Origin of the sequence: Burkholderia sp. AU17457 (assembly GCF_002223255.1) — a bacterium.
Taxonomy (GTDB): Bacteria; Pseudomonadota; Gammaproteobacteria; order Burkholderiales; family Burkholderiaceae; genus Burkholderia; species Burkholderia sola.
Map to the genome: position 1 here is coordinate 316,951 of NZ_NKFB01000006.1, position 20,426 is coordinate 337,376.

18 protein-coding genes are annotated in these 20,426 nt (G+C 67.7%); 11 read left to right on the forward strand and 7 right to left on the reverse strand.

The genetic code is table 11. From position 1 onward, the window contains the following. Positions 1-108: 108 nt before the first annotated feature. Positions 109-1,860 (reverse strand): IlvD/Edd family dehydratase, encoded by a 1,752-nt coding sequence (locus CFB49_RS28330; RefSeq protein ID WP_069621714.1) that lies wholly within the window; start codon positions 1,858-1,860, stop codon positions 109-111. A gap of 114 nt (positions 1,861-1,974) precedes the next feature. Between CFB49_RS28330 and CFB49_RS28335 the strand changes: the two genes are divergently transcribed. Then, positions 1,975-2,925: a LysR substrate-binding domain-containing protein gene (locus CFB49_RS28335; RefSeq protein WP_069621715.1), complete on the forward strand. Its 951-nt coding sequence runs from the start codon at positions 1,975-1,977 to the stop codon at positions 2,923-2,925. Positions 2,926-2,943: 18 nt separating this feature from the next. Here CFB49_RS28335 and CFB49_RS28340 read toward each other — a convergent pair whose 3' ends face one another. Next, on the reverse strand, positions 2,944-3,420 hold the full coding sequence (locus tag CFB49_RS28340) for an OsmC family protein (RefSeq protein WP_089493144.1): 477 nt from the start codon (positions 3,418-3,420) through the stop codon (positions 2,944-2,946). 131 nt (positions 3,421-3,551) lie between these two features. Between CFB49_RS28340 and CFB49_RS28345 the strand changes: the two genes are divergently transcribed. After that, the gene (locus CFB49_RS28345) at positions 3,552-4,193 is read left to right on the forward strand and encodes a GntR family transcriptional regulator (protein WP_089492972.1); all 642 of its coding nucleotides are present in this window, start codon (positions 3,552-3,554) and stop codon (positions 4,191-4,193) included. 27 nt (positions 4,194-4,220) lie between these two features. Here CFB49_RS28345 and CFB49_RS28350 read toward each other — a convergent pair whose 3' ends face one another. Further along, complete coding sequence (locus CFB49_RS28350) at positions 4,221-5,246, reverse strand: LacI family DNA-binding transcriptional regulator (protein ID WP_069621718.1); 1,026 nt, start codon at positions 5,244-5,246, stop codon at positions 4,221-4,223. 189 nt (positions 5,247-5,435) lie between these two features. On the opposite strand from CFB49_RS28350, the gene CFB49_RS28355 reads away from it, so the two are divergent. From CFB49_RS28355 to CFB49_RS28375, 5 genes are all read left to right on the forward strand, one after another. Further along, positions 5,436-6,584 carry an ABC transporter ATP-binding protein gene (locus CFB49_RS28355; protein WP_089492973.1) on the forward strand — a complete coding sequence of 383 codons (1,149 nt, stop codon included), beginning with the start codon at positions 5,436-5,438 and terminating at the stop codon, positions 6,582-6,584. A gap of 9 nt (positions 6,585-6,593) precedes the next feature. Next, positions 6,594-8,588: a beta-galactosidase gene (locus CFB49_RS28360; protein ID WP_089492974.1), complete on the forward strand. Its 1,995-nt coding sequence runs from the start codon at positions 6,594-6,596 to the stop codon at positions 8,586-8,588. A 66-nt stretch (positions 8,589-8,654) separates the two neighbouring features. After that, entirely contained in the window at positions 8,655-9,914 is a 1,260-nt protein-coding gene (locus CFB49_RS28365; RefSeq protein ID WP_089492975.1) for an ABC transporter substrate-binding protein, read from the forward strand. Between the two features lie 55 nt (positions 9,915-9,969). Continuing rightward, complete coding sequence (locus CFB49_RS28370) at positions 9,970-10,914, forward strand: carbohydrate ABC transporter permease (protein ID WP_069621722.1); 945 nt, start codon at positions 9,970-9,972, stop codon at positions 10,912-10,914. 21 nt (positions 10,915-10,935) lie between these two features. Next, on the forward strand, positions 10,936-11,787 hold the full coding sequence (locus CFB49_RS28375) for a carbohydrate ABC transporter permease (RefSeq protein WP_089492976.1): 852 nt from the start codon (positions 10,936-10,938) through the stop codon (positions 11,785-11,787). Between the two features lie 214 nt (positions 11,788-12,001). On the opposite strand, the gene CFB49_RS28380 is transcribed toward CFB49_RS28375, so the two are convergent. Beyond that, positions 12,002-12,400 (reverse strand): nuclear transport factor 2 family protein, encoded by a 399-nt coding sequence (locus tag CFB49_RS28380; protein WP_176730275.1) that lies wholly within the window; start codon positions 12,398-12,400, stop codon positions 12,002-12,004. A gap of 81 nt (positions 12,401-12,481) precedes the next feature. Between CFB49_RS28380 and CFB49_RS28385 the strand changes: the two genes are divergently transcribed. After that, on the forward strand, positions 12,482-13,423 hold the full coding sequence (locus CFB49_RS28385; protein ID WP_089492977.1) for a LysR substrate-binding domain-containing protein: 942 nt from the start codon (positions 12,482-12,484) through the stop codon (positions 13,421-13,423). 81 nt (positions 13,424-13,504) lie between these two features. On the opposite strand, the gene CFB49_RS28390 is transcribed toward CFB49_RS28385, so the two are convergent. The 3 genes from CFB49_RS28390 to glcC form a co-directional block, all read right to left on the reverse strand. After that, positions 13,505-13,888: an ATP-dependent protease gene (locus CFB49_RS28390; RefSeq protein WP_069621725.1), complete on the reverse strand. Its 384-nt coding sequence runs from the start codon at positions 13,886-13,888 to the stop codon at positions 13,505-13,507. 174 nt (positions 13,889-14,062) lie between these two features. Then, positions 14,063-15,517 (reverse strand): DEAD/DEAH box helicase, encoded by a 1,455-nt coding sequence (locus CFB49_RS28395; RefSeq protein WP_089492978.1) that lies wholly within the window; start codon positions 15,515-15,517, stop codon positions 14,063-14,065. A 63-nt stretch (positions 15,518-15,580) separates the two neighbouring features. Then, the gene (gene glcC, locus CFB49_RS28400) at positions 15,581-16,351 is read right to left on the reverse strand and encodes a transcriptional regulator GlcC (RefSeq protein WP_050013449.1); all 771 of its coding nucleotides are present in this window, start codon (positions 16,349-16,351) and stop codon (positions 15,581-15,583) included. Positions 16,352-16,574: 223 nt separating this feature from the next. Between glcC and glcD the strand changes: the two genes are divergently transcribed. Genes glcD through glcF form a run of 3 tightly spaced genes read left to right on the forward strand, consistent with a single transcriptional unit; the run spans position 16,575 to position 20,407 of the window. Next, a complete protein-coding gene (gene glcD / locus CFB49_RS28405) occupies positions 16,575-18,074 on the forward strand; it encodes a glycolate oxidase subunit GlcD (protein ID WP_069621727.1) in 1,500 nt (499 codons plus the stop codon). Continuing rightward, positions 18,074-19,162: a glycolate oxidase subunit GlcE gene (glcE, locus tag CFB49_RS28410; protein ID WP_089492979.1), complete on the forward strand. Its 1,089-nt coding sequence runs from the start codon at positions 18,074-18,076 to the stop codon at positions 19,160-19,162. Before glcD ends, glcE begins: the two co-directional genes overlap by 1 nt. 24 nt (positions 19,163-19,186) lie before the next feature. Further along, positions 19,187-20,407, forward strand: coding sequence for a glycolate oxidase subunit GlcF (glcF, locus tag CFB49_RS28415; RefSeq protein WP_089492980.1), 1,221 nt, complete (start codon positions 19,187-19,189; stop codon positions 20,405-20,407). Positions 20,408-20,426 lie beyond the last annotated feature (19 nt).

The window sequence follows — 20,426 nt, forward strand, 5'->3', positions numbered from 1 at the left end:
AGCGCTTTAGCGCTTACGTGGGCCCCATGCTTCGCGGTCGGCCCACGTCAGTGCTTTACCGCTGACGCTGGGCCGCGTATCTGCACAACGGGCTATACCGCCCGCCGCTCAATGCGAATGGCTAGGCACGTCCGCGCCGCGCATGCCGACCAGAAAATCGAGGTCGCAGCCCTCGTCGGCCTGCAGCACGTGATCGATATACAGCCGTGCATAGCCGCCCTTGCCGAGCTGGCCGGCCACGCCCGGCGCCGCGGTCGGATCGACGTCCGACAGGCGGCGCTGCAACTCTTCATCCGTAATGTCGAGATGCAGCGTGCCGGCCTCGCAGTCGAGCTCGATCCAGTCGCCGTTGCGCACGGCTGCGAGCGGCCCCCCGGCCGCGGCTTCCGGCGCGACGTGCAGCACGACCGTGCCGTATGCGGTGCCGCTCATCCGCGCATCGGAAATCCGCACCATGTCCTTCACGCCCTGGCGCAGCAGCTTCGGCGGCAGCCCCATGTTGCCGACTTCAGCCATGCCCGGATAACCGCGCGGCCCGCAGTTCTTCAGCACCATCACCGAGCTCGCGTCGATGTCGAGCGCTTCGTCGTTGATCGTCGCCTTGTAGTGGTCGAGGTTCTCGAACACCACCGCGCGGCCGCGATGCTTCAGCAGTTCGGGGCTCGCCGCCGACGGTTTCAGCACCGCGCCGCGCGGCGCGAGATTGCCGCGCAGAATGCGGATCCCGCCGTCCGCGATCAGCGGCCGGTCGAGCGGACGGATCACTTCGTCGTCGTAGTTCGGCGCTTCGCGCACGTTGTCCCACAGCGACTTGCCGTTCACGGTCAGCGCGTCCGGGTGCGGCAGCAGCCCGCCTTCGCCGAGCCGGCGCAGCACGGCCGGCAGCCCGCCCGCGTAATAGAACTCCTCCATCAGGAAGCGCCCCGACGGCATCAGGTCGACGATCGTCGGCGTGTCGCGGCCGATGCGCATCCAGTCTTCCAGTTCGAGCGGCACGCCGATGCGGCCGGCGATCGCCTTCAGGTGGATCACCGCGTTCGTCGAGCCGCCGATCGCCGCGTTCGTGCGGATCGCGTTCTCGAACGCGGCGCGCGTCAGGATCTTCGACAGCACGAGCCCTTCGAGCGCCATCTCGACGATGCGGATGCCCGACATGTGCGCGAGCACGTAGCGGCGCGAATCGACGGCCGGAATCGCCGCGTTGTGCGGCAGCGCGACGCCGAGCGCCTCGGCCATGCACGCCATCGTCGACGCGGTGCCCATCGTGTTGCAGGTGCCGGCCGAGCGCGACATGCCGGCTTCGGCCGACAGGAAGTGATGCACGTCGATCTCGCCGGCCTTCAGCGCTTCGTGCAGCTGCCACACGGCCGTGCCCGAACCGATGTTCTTGCCTTCGAGCTTGCCGTTCAGCATCGGGCCGCCCGACACGACGATCGCCGGCACGTCGCAGCTCGCCGCGCCCATCAGCAGCGCGGGCGTCGTCTTGTCGCAGCCGGCGAGCAGCACGACCGCGTCGATCGGGTTGCCGCGGATCGCTTCCTCGACGTCCATCGACGCAAGATTGCGCGTGAGCATCGCGGACGGCCGCAGGTTCGATTCACCGTTCGAGAACACCGGGAACTCGACCGGGAAGCCGCCCGCTTCCGAGATCCCGCGCTTCACGTGCTCGGCGAGCTTGCGAAAGTGCGCGTTGCACGGCGTCAGTTCGGACCACGTGTTGCAGATGCCGATGATCGGCCGGCCGTCGAATTCGTGATCGGGAATGCCCTGGTTCTTCATCCAGCTCCGGTACATGAAGCCGTTCTTGTCGTTCGTGCCGAACCATTGAGCGGAGCGCAGCCTGGGTTTTGTTGCCGACATCGTCAGTCCTGTGGTGACGGGATACCGGCGCAGTCTAGGCAGAATTTTGATAACTGGCTAATGACGATTTAGGCGATTACGATATCGATTCAGATATCGATATAAACCCGTACGATGACCGAAGCCAGCCCGTGGGGAAACCGCGCCCGCCTGAAGACGCGCCAGTTGCTGCTGCTCGTCGCGCTCGCCGACGAAGGCAGCATTCATCGCGCGGCGGCCGCGCTGAACATGACGCAGCCGGCCGCGTCGAAGCTGCTGCGCGAGCTCGAGGAATCGATCGGCGCGGTGCTGTTCGAGCGGCTGCCGCGCGGGATGCGGCCGACGCTGTACGGCGACGCGCTGATCCGCCACGCGCGCGCGGCGCTCGGCAGCCTCGACCAGGCGCGCGAGGAGCTGGCCGCGCTGAAGGCCGGCCATCTCGGCCACGTGGCGGTGGGCGCGATCACGTCGCCGGGCCTGCGGCTCGTGCCGCCGGCCGTCGCCGCGGTGAAGGGCACGCATGCGGGCCTGCACGTATCGGTCGAGATCGACACCAGCAACGTGCTGCTCGAACACCTCGCGCAGGAAAAGATCGACATCGTGCTCGGCCGGCTGTCCGCCGAACACGACAAGCTGCGCCTGCGCTACGAGCCGTTGACCGGGGAATCGGTGGCCACCGTCGTGCGGCCCGGCCACCCGCTGCTCGCGCAGGCGCCACTGTCGCTCGCGGACGTGCAGCGCGCCGCGTGGGTCGTGCCGCCGGCCGGCAGCGTGCTGCGCCACCGCTTCGAGCTCGTGTTCCAGCGCGCAAGCCTCGCGCCGCCGGCGAACGTCGTCGAGACGGCAGCGCTGCTGTTCATCACGCAACTGATCGAGCAGAGCGACATGATCGCGGTGCTCGCCGAGGACGTCGCGCACTACTACGCGCGGCACGGCATCGTCACGGTGCTGCCGCTGGAGATGGACTGCCGGATGGACGATTTCGGGCTCATCACGCGCACCGACCGGCTGCATTCGCCGGCCGTCGCGGTGATGGTCGACGCGATTCGGGCCGCGGCGCGGGAGGTTTACGGCGTCGTGCCGTAACCGCGCGGTCGCGATTTCCTACTCCGCGGCAAACCCGACTACCGGTTCGCAGCGAATCGGGAAGTTGACCGAATTCGCGATGTAGCACTTCGCATGCGCATCGTGATGCAGATGCGCGGCCCGGTCACGATCGTCGCCGGCCCGGATCGTCACCTGCGGGCGCAGCACGATTTCGGTGAAGCGCCCCGCTCCGGCGCCGTCGAGCATCGTGCCTTCCGCGTGGTCGACGTAGGCCAGCACGCGGATGCCGGCCTCGGAACACAGGTGCAGATACCAGAGCTTGTGGCATGCCGACGCCGACGCGAGCAGCAGGTCTTCGGGGTTCCAGCGCGCCGCGTCGCCACGGAACGCCGGGTCCGACGAACCGGGGATATCCGGCTTGGAACCGGCGCGGATCACGTGATCACGGCCGTACTCGCGATACTCCGACGTGCCGGTGCCGCGATTGCCCGTCCACTCCACCGCGACGCGATAGTGATGTTCGCCCGATGCCATCTCGCTCTCCATTGATGTCGGTTGCCTTGACCGGGCCAAACGCCGTTGCGTGAGGCCCGCCGATGGTCGCCATTCTGGCACTGGATCGACGTTTGGTATACCATTATTCCAAATTGACGGAACACGCAGGCATGGAAGCCAAACTCGACTCCACGGCGGACGCGGTCGCCGCGTCGCTGCGCGACATGATCATCAACGGCGAGCTGGCGGCCGGCGAGCGGCTCGTCGAGCGCGATCTGGCCGAGCGGTTCGGCGTCAGCCGGATTCCGATGCGCGAGGCAATCCAGCGGCTCCAACACGAAGGCTTGCTCGATATCTTCAGGAATCGCGGCGCGGTCGTGCGGATGCTGAGCGCGTCGGACGTGCAGGAAATCTACGATCTGCGCGCGCTAATCGAAGGCGATGCGATCTATCGCAGCGTGAAGCGGCTCGACGACGAAACGCTCGCGCGCGCCGAACTCGTGCATCGGCTGCTCGGCGATGCAACCGGGCCGCGCCGGCAAGGCGAGCTGAACCGCGAATTCCACGCGTTGCTGTATGGGTGCTGCGGCAACGCACGGCAGTTGAAGTCGATCGCGGAGCTGCGCAGCCAGGTCGAACGTTACGAGCGCCTGCAGGCCACGCTGCTCGCGGATACACCGTCGTTCCAGGTCGAGCACGAAGAGATTCTGCAGGCATGTCGCGAACGCAATGCGCGGGCGGCACGCGCGATGACCGTCGCGCATCTCGATTCGGCGCGACGCATCGTGCTGCGGCTCGTCGAAGGCGGTTGAGGCGGGCGCGCGACCGCTCGCGCCCGGCTATCCCGCGTGCGGTACCGGCCCGGTGGTGCCGCGCACCCTCAGCGTCGGCGGCGACGCGATCCGCACGCGCGATGCGTCGTCGCCCTGCCCGCCCGCCTCGCGCAGCGTATTGAGCAATTCCACCGCGATGCCGGCCGCTTCGGCGGTCGGGATCGCGACGGTCGTCAGCGTGGGCCGCGTGTCGCGGGCGAGATGGATATCGGTGATGCCGACGATCGACAGATCGTCGGGCACGCGCCGGCCGCGATCGGCCGCCGCATGCATCGCGCCGATCGCCGGCAGGTCGTTGGTCGCGACGAGCGCGGTCAGCTCGGGATGCGCATCGAGCAACTGCCCGGCCGCGCGCACGCCGCCCTCGATCGAATCGTGCCCGGCGCCGACGCGCGTCGCGTCCAGCCCGGCTTCGCGCAGCACGTCGACGCAACCATCGTAGCGCGCGGCCTGCACGCCATTTGCCGACCCGCCGACGATCGCGCCGATCTCGCGATGGCCGAGTTCGAGCAGATGCCGCGTCGCGATCCGCCCCGCCTCGCGGAAGTCCACCGCCACGCACGGCAAGCCCGGCGGCGGCGCCTCGGGCCGCTCCCAGAGGCACAGCACGACCGGCACGCCGCGCCGCGCGACGTCGAGCAGATCCGGCAGGTGCAGGTTCGCGTTGGTCACGAGAATCCCTTCGGAGATCGTGCCGGCGATCTGGTCGAGATACGCACGCCCCTGCAACGGATCTTCGTTCGTGTTGCAGACGATCAGGAACTGCCCGTTGCGGCGCACCGCGCGCTCGACCGCCAGCGCGAACTCCGGATAGAACGGATTCGCGATGCTCGACACCATCAGCGCGACCGTCGGCGCGCGCCCTTCCGCCAGCGCCCGCGCGGCGAGATGCGGCCGATAGCCGAGCGCATCGACCGCTTCGAGCACCCGCGCCCGCGTCGCGTCGCCCACCCGGCCGCGGTCGCGCAACACGTTCGACACCGTCGCGGCCGTCACGCCGGCGCGGCGCGCCACTTCATCCAGTGTTGCCATCGTTTGCCCACTATATGAGACGTCGATCCAGTATTTGCTTCGCTCACCGAAGCGGCGCACTATCGCCGCACACCTTGCCGCCCGACCGACGGGCGCGACTCGGCCGCGATCGCATCGCCCCTTTTTTTGATCGCGATGATTAAGCGCTTAATCACGCAGTACGACGCATTAAAACATGGAGCGGAGACAATGGCGAGCATCTCGATGCGACGCGTGCAGAAAGCCTACGGCGAGCACGCGCCGGTCATTCGCGACGTCGATCTGGAGATCGGCGCGCACGAGTTCTGCGTGTTTCTCGGGCCGTCCGGATGCGGGAAATCGACGCTGCTGCGCATGATCGCCGGGCTCGAGGATCTGAGCGCGGGCGAACTGTCGATCGACGGCCGCCGCGTCGACGACGTGCCGGCCGCCGACCGCGGCGTCGCGATGGTGTTCCAGAGCTACGCGCTGTTTCCGCACATGACGGTGTACGAGAACATGGCGTTCGGGCTGAAGCTCGCGCGCGTGCCGAAGGCCGAGATCGACCGGAAGGTGCGCGACGCCGCGCGCATCCTGCAGCTCGACACGCTGCTCGAGCGCAAGCCGAAGGCGCTGTCCGGCGGCCAGCGGCAGCGCGTCGCGATCGGCCGTGCGATCGTGCGCGAGCCCGGCGTGTTCCTGTTCGACGAACCGCTGTCGAACCTCGACGCGGCCTTGCGCGGCCAGACCCGCATCGAGATCGCGCGGCTGCATCGGCAGTTCGAACGCGCGAGCGTCGTCTACGTGACACACGACCAGACCGAGGCGATGACGCTCGCCGACAAGATCGTGCTGCTGCACGCCGGCGCGGATACCGCGCAGCACGGCAGCATCGCGCAGGTCGGCGCGCCGCTCGACCTCTACCACCATCCGGCCAGCCGCTTCGTCGCGGGCTTCATCGGCTCGCCGCGGATGAACTTCCTGCCGGCCGTCGTGACCGCGTGCGACGCGCGTCGCACGACCGTCACGCTCGTGCCGTCCGGCGAAACCTTCGTGCTGCCGCGCGACGGCTCGGCGCTCGGCGCCGGCGCCGCCGTGACGCTCGGCATCCGCCCCGAACACCTGACGCTCGGCGCCGCGCCCGACGCGACGACGCTCGCGCGCGACGTCGCGCTCGTCGAACGCCTGGGCGAGCAGACCTATGTGCACCTCGACCAGCCCGGCGGCACGGCATTGATCGCGAAAGTGCCCGGCAACGCGCCGGTGCGCACCGGCGAACGCATGCATGTGCACGCGCCGGCCGCGGCCTGCCACCTGTTCACCGAAGACGGCCGCGCGGTGCCCGCGTGCGCCGATCTTCCCGTCCACCACTACGCATAAGGATCGGGCATGCGCCTCGGAGTCTGCTACTACCCGGAACACTGGCCGGAATCGATGTGGGCCGACGACGCCCGCCGCATGAAAGCGCTCGGCATCGAGCAGGTGCGGATCGCCGAATTCGCGTGGAGCCGCATCGAGCCGTCGCCGGGCGAATACGACTGGGGCTGGCTCGACCGCGCGGTCGACGTGCTCGGCGCGGCCGGCCTCGAGATCGTGATGTGCACGCCGACCGCCACGCCGCCGAAATGGCTGATCGACCGCCATCCCGACATCCTCGCGATCGGCGCGGACGGCCGGCCGCGCGCGTTCGGTTCGCGCCGGCACTACGATTTCTCGTCGCCGACCTATCTCGAAGCGTCGCGCCAGATCTGCACGGCGGTCGCCGAACGCTACGGCCGCCATCCGGCTGTGCGCTACTGGCAGACCGACAACGAGCTGGGCTGCCACCAGACCGTCGTCAGCTATTCGCCGGCCGCGCTCGTGCGCTTTCGCGAATGGCTGAAAGCGCGCTACGGCACGATCGACGCGCTGAACCGCGCGTGGGGCACCGTCTTCTGGAGCATGGAGTATCGCCATTTCGACGAAGTCGACGCACCCGTGGGCACCGTGACCGAAGCCCATCCGTCGCATCGCCTCGACTACCGGCGCTTCGCGTCCGACGAGCTCGCGCGCTATCACCGGATGCAGGTCGACGTGATCCGTGCGCACTCGCCGGGCCGTGTCGTCGCGCACAACTTCATGCAGCTGTTCACCGAGTTCGACCACTACGAAGTCGCGCGCGACCTCGACGTCGCGACGTGGGACAGCTATCCGCTCGGCGCGCTCGAGGAGCTTTGGTTCGCGCCCGACGTGAAGGCGCGCTGGCTGCGCACCGGCCATCCCGATTTCGCGTCGTTCAATCACGACCTGTACCGCGGCATGTCGAAGCTGCCGTTCTGGGTGATGGAGCAGCAGCCGGGCCCGGTGAACTGGGCGCACTGGAATCCGGCGCCGCTACCGGGCATGGTGCGGCTGTGGAGCTGGGAAGCGTTCGCGCACGGCGCCGGCTGCGTGTCGTACTTCCGCTGGCGGCAGGCGCCGTTCGCGCAGGAGCAGATGCACGCGGGCCTGAACACACCCGACAACCAGCTCGACGAAGGCGGCCGCGAAGCGCAGCGCGTCGCGCAGGAGATCGCCGCCGTGCTCGACGCCGGCGCGGATGCCGACGCGAACGGCCCGGTGCGCGCGCCCGTTGCGCTGGTGTTCGACTACGAAGCGAAGTGGCTGTTCGAAGTGCAGCCGCAGGGCGCCGATTTCCACTACCCGCGTTTCGCGTTCGAGTACTACTCGGCGCTGCGCTCGCTCGGCCTCGACGTCGACATCGTTTCCGCGCACGCGCCGCTCGAAGGCTACCGGCTCGTCGTCGTGCCGCCGCTGCCGATCGTGCCCGACGATTTCGCGTCGCGGCTCGCCGCGTCGGGCGCGCACGCGGTGTTCGGCCCGCGCACCGGCTCGAAGACCGCCGACCTGCAGATTCCACCGGCGCTGCCGCCCGGCCCGCTCGCGTCGATCCTGCCGGTACGCGTGTGGCGCGTCGAATCGCTGCGTCCGAACGTGACCGAACGGATCGACGGCACGCTGCGCGACGGTTCGCCGCTCGCGGGCGAAGCGCGTCACTGGCGCGACCTCGTCGAATTGAGCGACGACGACGCACACCGCGTCGTGCGTGCACGCTTCGCCGACGGCCATCCGGCCTGCCTGTCGCACGGCACGCTGCACTACTGGGCCGCGCTGTTCGACGACGCGACCACCGCGCGACTGTTCGCCGATGTCGCGGCCGAAGCCGGCCTGGCCCCGACGCCGCTCGGCGACACCGTGCGCGTGAGCCGGCGCGGCAGCCTGACTTACGTATTCAACTACGCGAGCACACCGCATGCGATCGACGGCGTACCGCCGTCCGCATTCGTGTTCGGCGCCGCGCAGGTCGAGCCGCAAGGCGTGGCCGTGTATCGAAGCCGTTCGTAGCAATCGCCCCGGCGCCGCCACGCGCCGGTCACGCACAAACAACGACACACAGGACTGGAGACACTCATGACCCATCGCCCCCTTCGCGTCGCTGCCCGCCTGGCGACCGCCGCCGCCATCGCATTCGCATCGTTCGGCGCGACGACGCCCGCCGATGCCGGCACGCTGACCATCAACATCGCGTTCAAGGGCGCGAGCCAGCGCGCCGTGTGGCAGTCGACGATCGAAGCGTTCCACAAGGCCCATCCCGACATCGACGTGAAGCCGACCTTCGTCGACGAGGAAGCGTACAAGGTGCAGCTCCCCGCATGGCTCACGACCGTCGCGCCGGACGTCGTGAACTGGCACGCGGGCGAGCGCATGGCGTACTACGCGAAGCGCGGGCTGTTCGAGGACCTGAGCGGCGACTGGACGAAAAACGGCTGGGACGCGGCGTACGCATCGACGCGCAGCGCGTCGTCCTATAACGGCAAGCAGTACGCGGCGCCGACCGTCTATTACTCGTGGGGGCTGTTCTACCGCAAGGACCTGTTCCGCAAGGTCGGCATCGCCGACGAGCCGAAGACCTGGGACCAGTTTCTCGATGCATGCAAGAAGCTGAAGGCGGCCGGCATCACGCCGATCGCGATCGGCGGCCGCGACGCGTGGACGCTCGCCGGCTGGTTCGACTATCTCGACCTCCGCCTGAACGGCAACGCGTTCCACCAGCAGCTGATGGCCGGCGACGTGCCGTACACCGACCCGCGCGTGAAGAAGGTCTACACGACGTGGAAATCGCTGATCGACTCGGGCTACTTCATCGACAATGCGCTGTCCTACGATCTCGACGGCGCGCAGCCGTTCCTGTTCCAGGGCAAGGCCGCGATGATGCTGATGGGCACCTTCATCGCGGCCGGCTTTCCGCCGAACGTGAAGCAGGAAATGGGCTACTACCGCTTCCCCGTCATCGACCCGAAGGTGCCGACTGCCGAGGACGGCCCGGTCGAATCGCTGCACATCCCGACCAAGGCGAAGAACAAGGCCGACGCGCACACGTTCCTCGCCTTCGTCGAAACGCCCGAGATCGGCGCGAAACTCGCCGAAGGGCTCGGCTCGCTGTCGGCCAACAGCAAGTCGCCCGAGCCGGCCGATCCGATCTCGCGCATCGGCTTCCGGATCCTCGCCGACACGAAGGGCGGCGTCGCGCAGTTCTACGACCGCGACATGACGAAGGAAATGGCCGACGAGGGGATGAAGGGCATGCAGCAGTTCGTCGCGAACCCCGCGCAGCTCGACACCGTGCTCGCGCAACTCGAACAGACCCGCAAGCGGATCTACAAGAAGTGACCGCGTGACCCAACCGGCGGCCGCGCGCCGCCGTGTCCGTTTCAGGAGGCTTGCCGTGTCCAGTCCGACCACGTCCACCCCGCCCGCCGGCACCGCGCCGCCCCCGCGCGGCCCATCCGCCGGTGCGTTGCCCGCGCGCCGCCCGTCGCCCGCCGTGCGGCGGCAACGGCGCGCCGCGTGGCTCTTTCTCGCGCCGGCCTGCGCGATGGTCGCCGTCTATGTGATCTGGCCGATCCTGTCGACGCTGTGGCTGAGCCTGTACAACTGGGACGGGATGACCGAGCGCACCTTCGTCGGCCTCGCGAACTACGCGGAACTGCTGCATGCGCCGACGTTCTACACGGCGCTGCGCAACAACGTGATCTGGCTCGTGTTGTTCATGCTCGCGCCGCCGCTCGGCCTCGCGCTCGCGCTCTACCTGAACCAGGCGGTCGGCGGCATCCGGCTCGTGAAGTCGCTGTTCTTCGCGCCGTTCGTGCTGTCGGGCGTGGTCGTCGGGCTGATCTTCTCGTGGTTCTACGATCCGACCTTCGGGCTGCTCGCGCTCGTCGCCGGGCACGGCATCCCGGTGCTCGGCGACGCGCGCTATGCGACCTTCGGCATCGTGTTCGCCGCGCTGTGGCCGCAAACGGCGTACTGCATGATCCTGTACCTGACCGGCCTCACGTCGGTCAACCCGGAACAGATCGAAGCCGCGCGGATGGAAGGCGCGCGCGGCTTCGCGCTGCTGTGGCACGTCGTGCTACCGCAATTGCGGCCGACCACCTTCATGGCGATCGTCGTCACCGTGATCGGCGCGCTGCGCAGCTTCGACCTGATCTCGGTGATGACGGGCGGCGGCCCGTTCGAGAGCTCGACCGTGCTCGCGTATTACATGTACGACCAGGCGATCAAGTACTACCGGCTCGGCTATTCCGCGTCGATCGCGGTCGTGCTGTTCGCGATCATGCTCGTCTACATCGCGTTCCAGTTGCGCCGCATGCTGCGCAACGAACAGTGACCTTCCGGGAGTTCACTCATCATGTTTCCGACACCCGTTGCCCACTGGAAGCCGGTATCGCGCCGGCTGTACAAGCTGTCGCTGCCCGTCGCGCTCGCGATCTGGCTGCTGCCGATGATCGCCGTGTTCGTCACGTCGGTGCGCTCGACCGAGGAACTGGTCGAAGGCCACTACTGGGGCTGGCCGCGGCATTTCTCGATGATCGAGAACTATCGCGACGCGCTGACGACGTCGCCGATGCTGCATTACTTCTGGAACAGCGTGCAGATCACGGTGCCGTCGGTCATCGGCTCGATCGCGCTCGCGGCGATGGCCGGCTTCGCGCTCGCGACCTACCGGTTTCGCGGCAATACCGCGCTGTTCGGCACGTTCGTCGCCGGCAACTTCGTGCCCGTGCAGGTGCTGATGATTCCGGTGCGCGACCTGTCGCTGCGGCTTGGCGTGTTCAATACCGTCGAAGCGCTGATCCTGTTTCACGTCGCATTTCAGACGGGGTTCTGCACGCTGTTCCTGCGCAACTTCATCAAGCAGTTGCCGTTCGAGCTGATCGAGGCGGCGCGCATCGAAGGCGCGGGCGAATGGACGGTGTTCTGGCGAATCGTGCTACCGCTGATCCGGCCGGCGCTGGCCGCGCTCGCGATTCTCGTGTTCACGTTCGTGTGGAACGATTACTTCTGGGCGCTGTGCCTCACGCAAGGCGACGAGGCCGCGCCGATCACGGCGGGTGTCGCGGCGCTGAAGGGGCAATGGACGACGTCGTGGAACCTCGTATCGGCCGGGTCGATCCTCGCCGCGCTGCCGTCGGTCGCGATGTTCTTCGCGATGCAGAAGCATTTCGTCGCGGGGCTCACGTTCGGCGCGACGAAAGGCTGAACGCGCGCCGGTCGCGTTTTCGCATCTCCCCCTCCGCATCGTGAGGTTGCCCGCTTCGGCGGGCTTTTTTCATGCTTTGCGGATTCGGGTGAGGCCGCTTGGCAACCTGGCTCGTGACCCGGGCTTCCACGCCGTCGACCGATCGAACTCGTCGCTCGCCGGGGCTTGGACGCGCGTGGACGTCAGCGCGCGACTTTGCCCGACGCCGATTCGGCTACGCGTACTTGTCGCCGACCGCACTGCGAATCGGATGGGTGTCGTAGACGATGATCATCCGTTCGATGAGCCCCGCCGTGTCGAACTCGAACACGTCGACGCACTCGAAGCGCGCCACCGAACCGTCTTTCAGGCCCCAGTCGTAGATGAAGTAACCTGTCGCACGTCGAGCCCCGCTCGTGCTGACGCAGATATCGATCGGTGTAATCTTGCTTTCTCCCGATGCGGCAGCGACCTTCGAAAAGAAGGGTTCGGGGCGCATCCAGCCGAGAAATGGCGAGAAAATCTGCGCGTCCGGCGTGAATAGCGCGCAGATGGCGCCGACATCGCCGCGCTCCAGTTCCCGCAGGTAAGCGCGCACCTGTTCCGTGTAGAGTGACTCCGACGTTGAGCCCAAAATTATCCTCCGATCATTCGTCGACACCCCGTTCATTCGCAAGAACAGGGCATCCGGTAGACGTACGATAGCGACGCACCGATGACCGAACAATCGAAAAATTTGCAACCCGGGTATGCGGCGCATGCATATCCGCTGGCTGACCTGACGCGGCCGCTCCCGCCGTTGGCGGCGATTCAGTCGTTCGTCGCGGCGGCGCAGCTGGGCAGCGTCAGCAAGGCCGCGGATCACCTATGCCGTACGCAAGGCGCGGTGAGCCGCCAGATACAGCAGTTGGAAACGCATTATCGATGCGCACTGTTCGTGCGCCATGTATCGGGGCTGACGTTGACACCGGAAGGCAATGCATTGCTGACGGTCGCGGTCAACGTGCTCACGCAATTGATCCAGCACGCGGATTCCCATGCACGGGCAACCTCGGCGCTCACGTTGAAGTTGCCGTCCACGTTCGCCGTTCGCTGGTTGCTCCCGCGGCTGCCGGACATTCATCGCGCGATGGGCGGCACGGAGCTGCGTATTTCGACATCCGCGGACGACACGCCGGATTTCACGACCTCCGACGTCGACGCCATCATCGTGCGCGGCACCGGACAGTGGACCGGCATGGAAGCGGTACCGCTCTTTTCCGAGCGGCTCACGCCGATGTGCGCGCCCGCGCTGGCGACATCCCTGCGATCCGTTGCCGACCTTGCGCAGCTCGATTTGCTCCATCCCGGGCCCAGCCGCGCAGAGTGGAGATGCTGGCTCGATCACGTTGGGGCGCGCCAGATCGATGCGGGACGTGGGCTCGTATTCGATACCCTCGAATTGACGCTCGCGGCATCGATGGAAGGACACGGCATTGCAATCGGCGACCCGCGAATGGCGAGAGACCGGCTCCGTGCCGGATCGCTGGTGACGCCGTTTGACGAAGTGGTTGAAGACGGCCTTTCCTACTTTCTCGTCTATCCGCCCCAACGGGCGACACAACCGAAAATTCGTGCCCTCGTCGACGTCTTGCTACGACTCGCGCGAGAAGATTGATGGATCGGCACGCGTCCGATACCTGGGTGGGACCGACACTCAAATGGCCCGCCCAAAAGTACCGGCGAATGACAGGCCGGGTCAGAGATCCCCGCGCACTTCACCGGTTCCCAGCGCGCTCCGCTGCCGGTTGACCTCCGCCCACAGTTCATCGCTGTCGTCGTCGCGCAGCACGACCATCCAGTCCAGTTGATCGTCGGTCACGCCGAAGTACGCCAGAATTTCCCGTCGAACCCCATCGATGAACTCGGCGTATTCCGGCGTGGCCTGTGCCCGCGCGTGCAGGGCGTCGTATTCCGCATCGTCCACGCCGCCGCCCTGCTCGTCGATATAGCGCGAGATCCACTGTTCTCGTTCGTGGTCGTAATCGGCTTCGGCGCGCATCGCCTGCACGGCCGTGTAGAAATCCAGCTGGGCGAACGCGGCGATCGCCGCCGTTGTCGCCTCGTCGAATGTCGTCGTCATTCCATCTCTCACTTCAGTCATCGCACTTCATGGGTCACGCGGGAAAGCCGCTATCGCGCGCGGTTGCAGGTCGCGAACGAGAAAACCGGCAGCGCTGTTCCGAACCGTCCGTATGCGTTCACGGCATCGGTTTATTCGATCGTATCGCGCACGTTGAAAAGGAAAGGATTCAGGCTACCTGGACGGTTTGCCGGATTTGCCGCGACCACCAGCAGATTTGCCAGCAGCCTTCCCCGCCGCCGGCTTGCCGGCCGGTTTGCCGCGCGGCTTGTGCACGCTGAACGGGCTGCCGATGGTGTAGTCCGGGCCTTGACCGGCACCATTGGCCGCCGCGTGCTGCGCCGCAGGCTTGCGCTTGCCTTCGCCACCTTGCGTATGCGGCTTCTTGCCCGACGCCTGCCTGGCCACCGGCACAGCTTGCGGCACCTTCGGTTTCTTCGGCTTTTTGGGTTTCTTGATGATCTGGCCCGTCGCGCTGGTTTCCGGCACGCGGTGTTCGGCTTCGAAACCCGGCTCTTCTTCCCGCCGCAGCGTCTGCCGGATCAGCGCTTCGATCGCGGCCAGTTGCGGCGCCTCATCGGCGCACACGAGCGACACCGCCACACCGCTCGCGCCCGCGCGGCCGGTGCGGCCGATACGGTGCACGTAGTCTTGCGCGACGATCGGCAGATCGACGTTGATCACCAGCGGCAGATCGTCGATATCCAGCCCGCGCGCCGCCACGTCGGTGGCGACCAGCATCTGCACTTCGCCCGTCTTGAAGCGCTCCAGCGCACGCAAACGCGCGGGTTGCGGCTTGTCGCCGTGGATCGTATCGACCGCATAGCCCGCTTTCTCCAGCATGACCGCCAGATAATCGACGCCATTGCGGGTCTTGACGAACACCAGCGCGTGTTCCCAGTTGTTTTGGGCCACCAGATGCATGAAGAGGTCGGGCTTGTTCCGCTTGTCGACCGGTACGACCCACTGCTTGATCTTGCTGGCCGCGGCGTTGGGCGGGCTGACGCTGATGTCGACCGGGCTGCGCAGAATGCCGGCCGCCAGCGTGCGGATTTCGTCGGAGAACGTCGCGGAGAACAGCAGCGTCTGGCGCTTGGCGGGCAACGCGGCAAACACCGCGTCGAGTTCGCGCGCGAAGCCGAGATCGAGCATGCGGTCGGCTTCATCGAGCACCAGCGTTTGCACCTGATCGAACTGCACGGCGTTCTGCCGATTGAGGTCGAGCAAGCGGCCGGGCGTCGCGACGAGCACGTCGACACCCTTGCGCAGCTTCATCATCTGAGGATTGATGCTCACCCCGCCGTAGGCGGCCAGACATCGCAGATCGAGACCCTTCCCGTACTCGACGAAGCTTTGCAGCACTTGCTCGGCCAGTTCGCGCGTGGGCACCAGCACCAGCACGCGCGCACGGTTGCTGGATACCGCCGGGCCGTGTTGGACGAGCCGTTGCAACAGCGGCAGCGCAAAGCCGGCCGTCTTGCCGGTGCCCGTCTGTGCGGCGGCCATGACGTCCTTGCCGCCGAGCACGACGGGAATCGCCTTGGCCTGCACCGGCGTGGGTGTCTGGTAATTGAGGCCCTGCAGATTACGCAGCAACGGCTCGATCAGGCCAAGCGAGGCAAAAGACATGGACGTGTTCCCGGCTAAAACCGCAATTCTAGCGGTTACCGCGTCGGCCAAGCCCCGGCCCGCTCACGTCCAGCCTTCGAGCCGCAACGTCGAACGCACGAGCCGCTGTTCCTCCTGCTCGATCTCGCGCAGATAGTCGACGCACTGACGGATATGCTCGCTCGCGGCCTTGCGCGCCTGGTCGGGCAGCCGGCCCGTGACCGCGTTGTAAAGCCGCGCATGCTGGCGGTCGATCTGCTTCTTCAGCGGTTCGCGGTGATAGAGGTTGTTCACCGACGCGAACACCGAGCTGAGCAGCAGGTCGGTCAGCGACTGCAGCGTATTGACGAGCACCGGGTTGTGCGACGCCTCGCAGATCGCCAGATGAAACGCGTGGTCGAGCTTCGCGCGCGCGGCGGGATCGAGATCCTGCGCGTCGGCCGCCGTCATTTCCTCGTAACGGCGCCGGATCAGGATGAAATCGGCCGGCGTGCCGCGCAGCGCCGCGAGCCGGGCGGCCTCGGCCTCGAGCATCCCGCGCACCTCGAACAGGTCGTACAGCGTGCGCGGCTGCGAGCCGAGCAGATGCATCATCGGCGTAATCGCGCGCTGCGGGGTCAGGCTCGCGACGAACGAACCCTTGCCGTGCGTCGTATCGATGATCCCGCGCGCGTGCAGCAGCTTCATGCCTTCGCGCACGGCCGTGCGCGACACGCCTAGCTTCTCGGTCAGCCGCCGCTCGGAGGGCAGCGCCTGCCCGGCCTTCAGCACGCCGTCGACGATCAACTGCTCGATCCGCTCGGCGACGACGTCGGCCACGCGCCGCGCCGGCCTCTCCCGATCCTGCATTTCCATGCTGGTATGACCACTTTGGACGAATGATGTCGATTTTCGCACAAAGCCTTGTCGTTATTGGGTTTTATCGATCGATCGACAAACCGCGATCGGTGGCTTTCCAAAAACTGGTACGACCACCTTCAAGACGGCTGGACAGGCCCGCGCGTACCGCCAAGAATGCCGTCCATCCGGCGTGTCGCGCATCGCGCGGCCAGCTGTCTGGTGGAGACGGAGACACACGATGAGTTTCATCTACGACGAACGGATCGACGGCCCATTGGCGACCATCGACCGCGCCACGCTCGTCGCCGCGCTGCGCGCGGCGGCACCCGGCCTCGACGTGCTGCACGAACGGGAGGCGTTGAAGCCGTTCGAATGCGATGGCCTCGCCGCGTACCGCACGGTGCCGCTCGCGGTCGTGCTGCCCGATACGGTCGACCAGGTGCGCGCGGTGCTGCGCGTCGCGGCCGCGCACCGCGTGCCGGTCGTCGCGCGCGGCGCCGGCACGGGGCTGTCGGGCGGCGCGATGCCGCTCGAAAAAGGCATCCTGCTGGTGATGGCGAAGTTCAACCGGATTCTCGACATCGACCCCGATGCCGGCATCGCGCGCGTGCAGCCCGGCGTGCGCAACCTCGCGATTTCGCAGGCCGCCGCGCCGCACGGCCTCTACTACGCGCCCGACCCGTCGTCGCAGATCGCGTGCTCGATCGGCGGCAACGTCGCCGAGAACGCGGGCGGCGTGCATTGCCTGAAATACGGGCTCACGGTGCACAACATCCTGAAGGTCGAGATCCTGACGATCGACGGCGACACGCTCACGCTCGGCGCCGATGCGCTCGATGCACCGGGCTTCGACCTGCTCGCGCTGTTCACCGGCTCCGAGGGAATGCTCGGGATCGTCACCGAAGTGACCGTGAAGCTGCTGCCGAAACCGCCGAGCGTGAAGGTGCTGATGGCGAGCTTCGACGACGTCGCCGAGGCTGGCGCCGCGGTCGCGCGGATCATCGGCGCGGGCGTGATTCCCGGCGGCCTCGAGATGATGGACAACCTCGCGATCCGGGCGGCCGAGGATTTCATCCACGCGGGCTATCCGGTCGACGCGCAGGCGATCCTGCTGTGCGAGCTCGACGGCGCGGCAACCGATGTCGAAGAAGACGCCGAACGCGTCGCCGCGCTGCTGCGCGACGCGGGCGCAAGCGAGATTCGCGTCGCGCGCGACGAAGCCGAGCGCCAGCGCTTCTGGGCCGGCCGCAAGAATGCGTTCCCGGCGGTCGGCCGGATGTCGCCCGACTATTACTGCATGGACGGCACGATCCCGCGCCGCGAACTGCCGCGCGTGCTCGAAGGGATCGCCGCGCTGTCCGCCGAATACGGGCTGCCGGTCGCGAACGTGTTCCACGCGGGCGACGGCAACATGCATCCGCTGATCCTGTTCGATGCGAACCGGCCCGGCGAGCTCGACCGCGCGGAAGCGCTCGGCGGCAAGATCCTCGCGCTGTGCGTCGCCGTGGGCGGCAGCATTACCGGCGAACACGGCGTCGGGCGCGAGAAGATCAACCAGATGTGCGTGCAGTTCAACGCCGACGAAATCACGTTCTTCCACGCGGTAAAGGCCGCGTTCGATCCGCAGCGCCTGCTCAATCCCGGCAAGAACATCCCGACGCTGCACCGCTGCGCCGAATTCGGCGCGATGCACGTCCATCACGGCAAGCTGCCGTTTCCCGAACTGGAGCGCTTCTGATGCGACGCGAACGCGAACGCGAACCCGAATCGATCGACGACAGCGCGGCGCTCGTCGCGCAGGTCGACGCGGCGATCCACGATCGCCAGCCGCTGCACATCCGCGGCGCCGGCACGAAGGCGTTCGTCGGCCGGCCGGTCGAAGGCCGCACGCTGGACGTGCGCACGCATCGCGGCGTCGTCTCGTACGACCCGACCGAACTCGTCATCACCGCGCGCGCGGGCACGCCGCTCGCAGATCTCGATGCGATGCTCGACGCGGCCGGCCAGATGCTGCCGTGCGAGCCGCCGTCGTTCGGCGGCGCGGCGACGGTCGGCGGCATGTTCGCGGCGGCGCTGTCGGGCCCGCGCCGCCCGTGGGCCGGCGCGGTGCGCGACTTCGTGCTCGGCTGCCGCGTGATCACCGGCCACGCGAAGCATCTGCGCTTCGGCGGCGAGGTGATGAAGAACGTCGCGGGCTACGACGTGTCGCGGCTGCTCGCCGGCAGTTTCGGCTGCCTCGGCGTCGTGACCGAGGTATCGCTGAAGGTGCTGCCGAAGCCGCGTGCGACCGGCGATCTCGCGTTGACGCTCACGGCGAGCGAAGCCGTGCGACGCGTCGCCGCGTGGCGGCGCGCGGGGCTGCCGCTCGCGGGCGCATGCCACGCGGACGGCGTGCTGCGCGTGCGGCTCGAAGGCGGCGACGGCTCGGTGAAGGCCGCGCGCGACACGATCGGAGGCGACCGCATGGACGACCGCGACGACGCGTTCTGGGCACGTCTGCGCGACCTGTCGCTGCCGTTCTTCGACGATCCGCGCCCGCTGTGGCGCGTGTCGGTGCCGGCCGCCGCGCCGCTCGACGCGCTCGCGGGCGCGCAGCTCGTCGACTGGGGCGGCGCGCAGCGCTGGCTGAAGACCGACGCCGCGCCGGCCGACGTGCAGCGCTTCGCCGCGCAGTGCGGCGGCCACGCAAGCTGCTACACGCCGGGCACGACACAGGAGCCGTTCCAGCCGCTGCCGCCGGCGCTGCTGCGCGTGCACCGGCAACTCAAGGGCCAGCTCGACCCGCACGCGATTTTCAATCCCGGCCGGCTCTACGCCGACTTCTGACGCCAACCCGACTTCGACCCGCCGATGCAAACCAACCTCAGCGAAGCAAGCAAGGCCCTCGTCCGGGCCGACGAAGCGGAAGCGATCCTGCGCGCATGCGTGCACTGCGGCTTCTGCAATGCGACCTGCCCGACCTACCAGGTGCTCGGCAACGAGCTCGACGGGCCGCGCGGCCGCATCTACCTGATCAAGCAGTTGCTCGAAGGCGAGCCGTGCGGCGAACGCACGCAACAACATCTCGACCGTTGCCTGACGTGCCGCAACTGCGAAACGACCTGCCCGTCCGGCGTGCGCTATCACACGCTGCTCGACATCGGCCGCGTGGAAGCCGAGAAGCGCGCGCGGCGGCCCACGCGCGAGCGCCTGCTGCGTGCGGGGTTGCGTCACGTGGTGCCGCGTCCGGCGGCGTTCGCCGCGCTGCTGAAGGCCGGCCGCGCGCTGCGCCCGCTGCTGCCCGGCGCGCTGCGGGACAAGATCCCGGCCGCGGTGCCCGCGGCCGCGCCGCGCCCGGCCGTGCGTCATGCGCGGCGCATGCTGATGCTCGAGGGTTGCGTGCAGCCGTCGCTGTCGCCGAACACCAATGCGGCCGCCGCGCGCGTGCTCGACCGGCTCGGCATCAGCGTGACGCCGGCGCGCGAAGCCGGCTGCTGCGGCGCGACCGAATATCACCTGAACGCGCAGGACGCGGGCCTTCAGCGCGCACGCCGCAACATCGACGCATGGTGGCCCGCGATCGAGGCCGGCGCGGAAGCGATCGTGCTGACCGCGAGCGGCTGCGGCGCGTTCGTGAAGGAATACGGCGACCTGCTGCGCTCCGACCCCGTCTATGCGGAGAAGGCGCGGCGCGTCAGCGCACTCGCGCGCGATCTGGCCGAAGTGATCGCGGCGGAGCCGCTCGACGCGCTCGCCGATGCGACGCCACGGCGCGTCGCGGTCCACTGCCCGTGCACGCTGCAGCACGCACAGCGCCTCGGCGGCACGGTGGAAAGCATCCTGACGCGGCTCGGCTTCGATCTGACGAATGTCGCCGACGGCCATCTGTGCTGCGGCTCGGCCGGCACCTATTCGCTGACGCAGCCCGCACTCGCGACGACATTACGCGACAACAAGCTCGATGCGCTCGAAGCCGCGCAGCCGGACCTGATTGTCACCGCCAACGTCGGCTGCCAGACTCACCTGAACGGCGCGGGCCGCACGCCCGTGCGCCACTGGATCGAGCTCGTCGACAACCGGCTGGTCGACTGACCACCTATTCCGGAGGAAA

Coding starts and splice junctions, on each gene's coding strand:
- CFB49_RS28395 (WP_089492978.1), bottom strand. CDS start 15,517: ATGTCTTTTGCCTCGCTTGGCCTGATCGAGCCGTTGCTGCGTAATCTG.
- CFB49_RS28355 (WP_089492973.1), top strand. CDS start 5,436: ATGGCGAGCATCTCGATGCGACGCGTGCAGAAAGCCTACGGCGAGCAC.
- CFB49_RS28330 (WP_069621714.1), bottom strand. CDS start 1,860: ATGTCGGCAACAAAACCCAGGCTGCGCTCCGCTCAATGGTTCGGCACG.
- CFB49_RS28375 (WP_089492976.1), top strand. CDS start 10,936: ATGTTTCCGACACCCGTTGCCCACTGGAAGCCGGTATCGCGCCGGCTG.
- CFB49_RS28340 (WP_089493144.1), bottom strand. CDS start 3,420: ATGGCATCGGGCGAACATCACTATCGCGTCGCGGTGGAGTGGACGGGC.
- CFB49_RS28335 (WP_069621715.1), top strand. CDS start 1,975: ATGACCGAAGCCAGCCCGTGGGGAAACCGCGCCCGCCTGAAGACGCGC.
- glcF (WP_089492980.1), top strand. CDS start 19,187: ATGCAAACCAACCTCAGCGAAGCAAGCAAGGCCCTCGTCCGGGCCGAC.
- CFB49_RS28385 (WP_089492977.1), top strand. CDS start 12,482: ATGACCGAACAATCGAAAAATTTGCAACCCGGGTATGCGGCGCATGCA.
- CFB49_RS28350 (WP_069621718.1), bottom strand. CDS start 5,246: ATGGCAACACTGGATGAAGTGGCGCGCCGCGCCGGCGTGACGGCCGCG.
- glcE (WP_089492979.1), top strand. CDS start 18,074: ATGCGACGCGAACGCGAACGCGAACCCGAATCGATCGACGACAGCGCG.
- CFB49_RS28360 (WP_089492974.1), top strand. CDS start 6,594: ATGCGCCTCGGAGTCTGCTACTACCCGGAACACTGGCCGGAATCGATG.
- CFB49_RS28345 (WP_089492972.1), top strand. CDS start 3,552: ATGGAAGCCAAACTCGACTCCACGGCGGACGCGGTCGCCGCGTCGCTG.
- glcC (WP_050013449.1), bottom strand. CDS start 16,351: ATGGAAATGCAGGATCGGGAGAGGCCGGCGCGGCGCGTGGCCGACGTC.
- CFB49_RS28365 (WP_089492975.1), top strand. CDS start 8,655: ATGACCCATCGCCCCCTTCGCGTCGCTGCCCGCCTGGCGACCGCCGCC.
- glcD (WP_069621727.1), top strand. CDS start 16,575: ATGAGTTTCATCTACGACGAACGGATCGACGGCCCATTGGCGACCATC.
- CFB49_RS28390 (WP_069621725.1), bottom strand. CDS start 13,888: ATGACGACGACATTCGACGAGGCGACAACGGCGGCGATCGCCGCGTTC.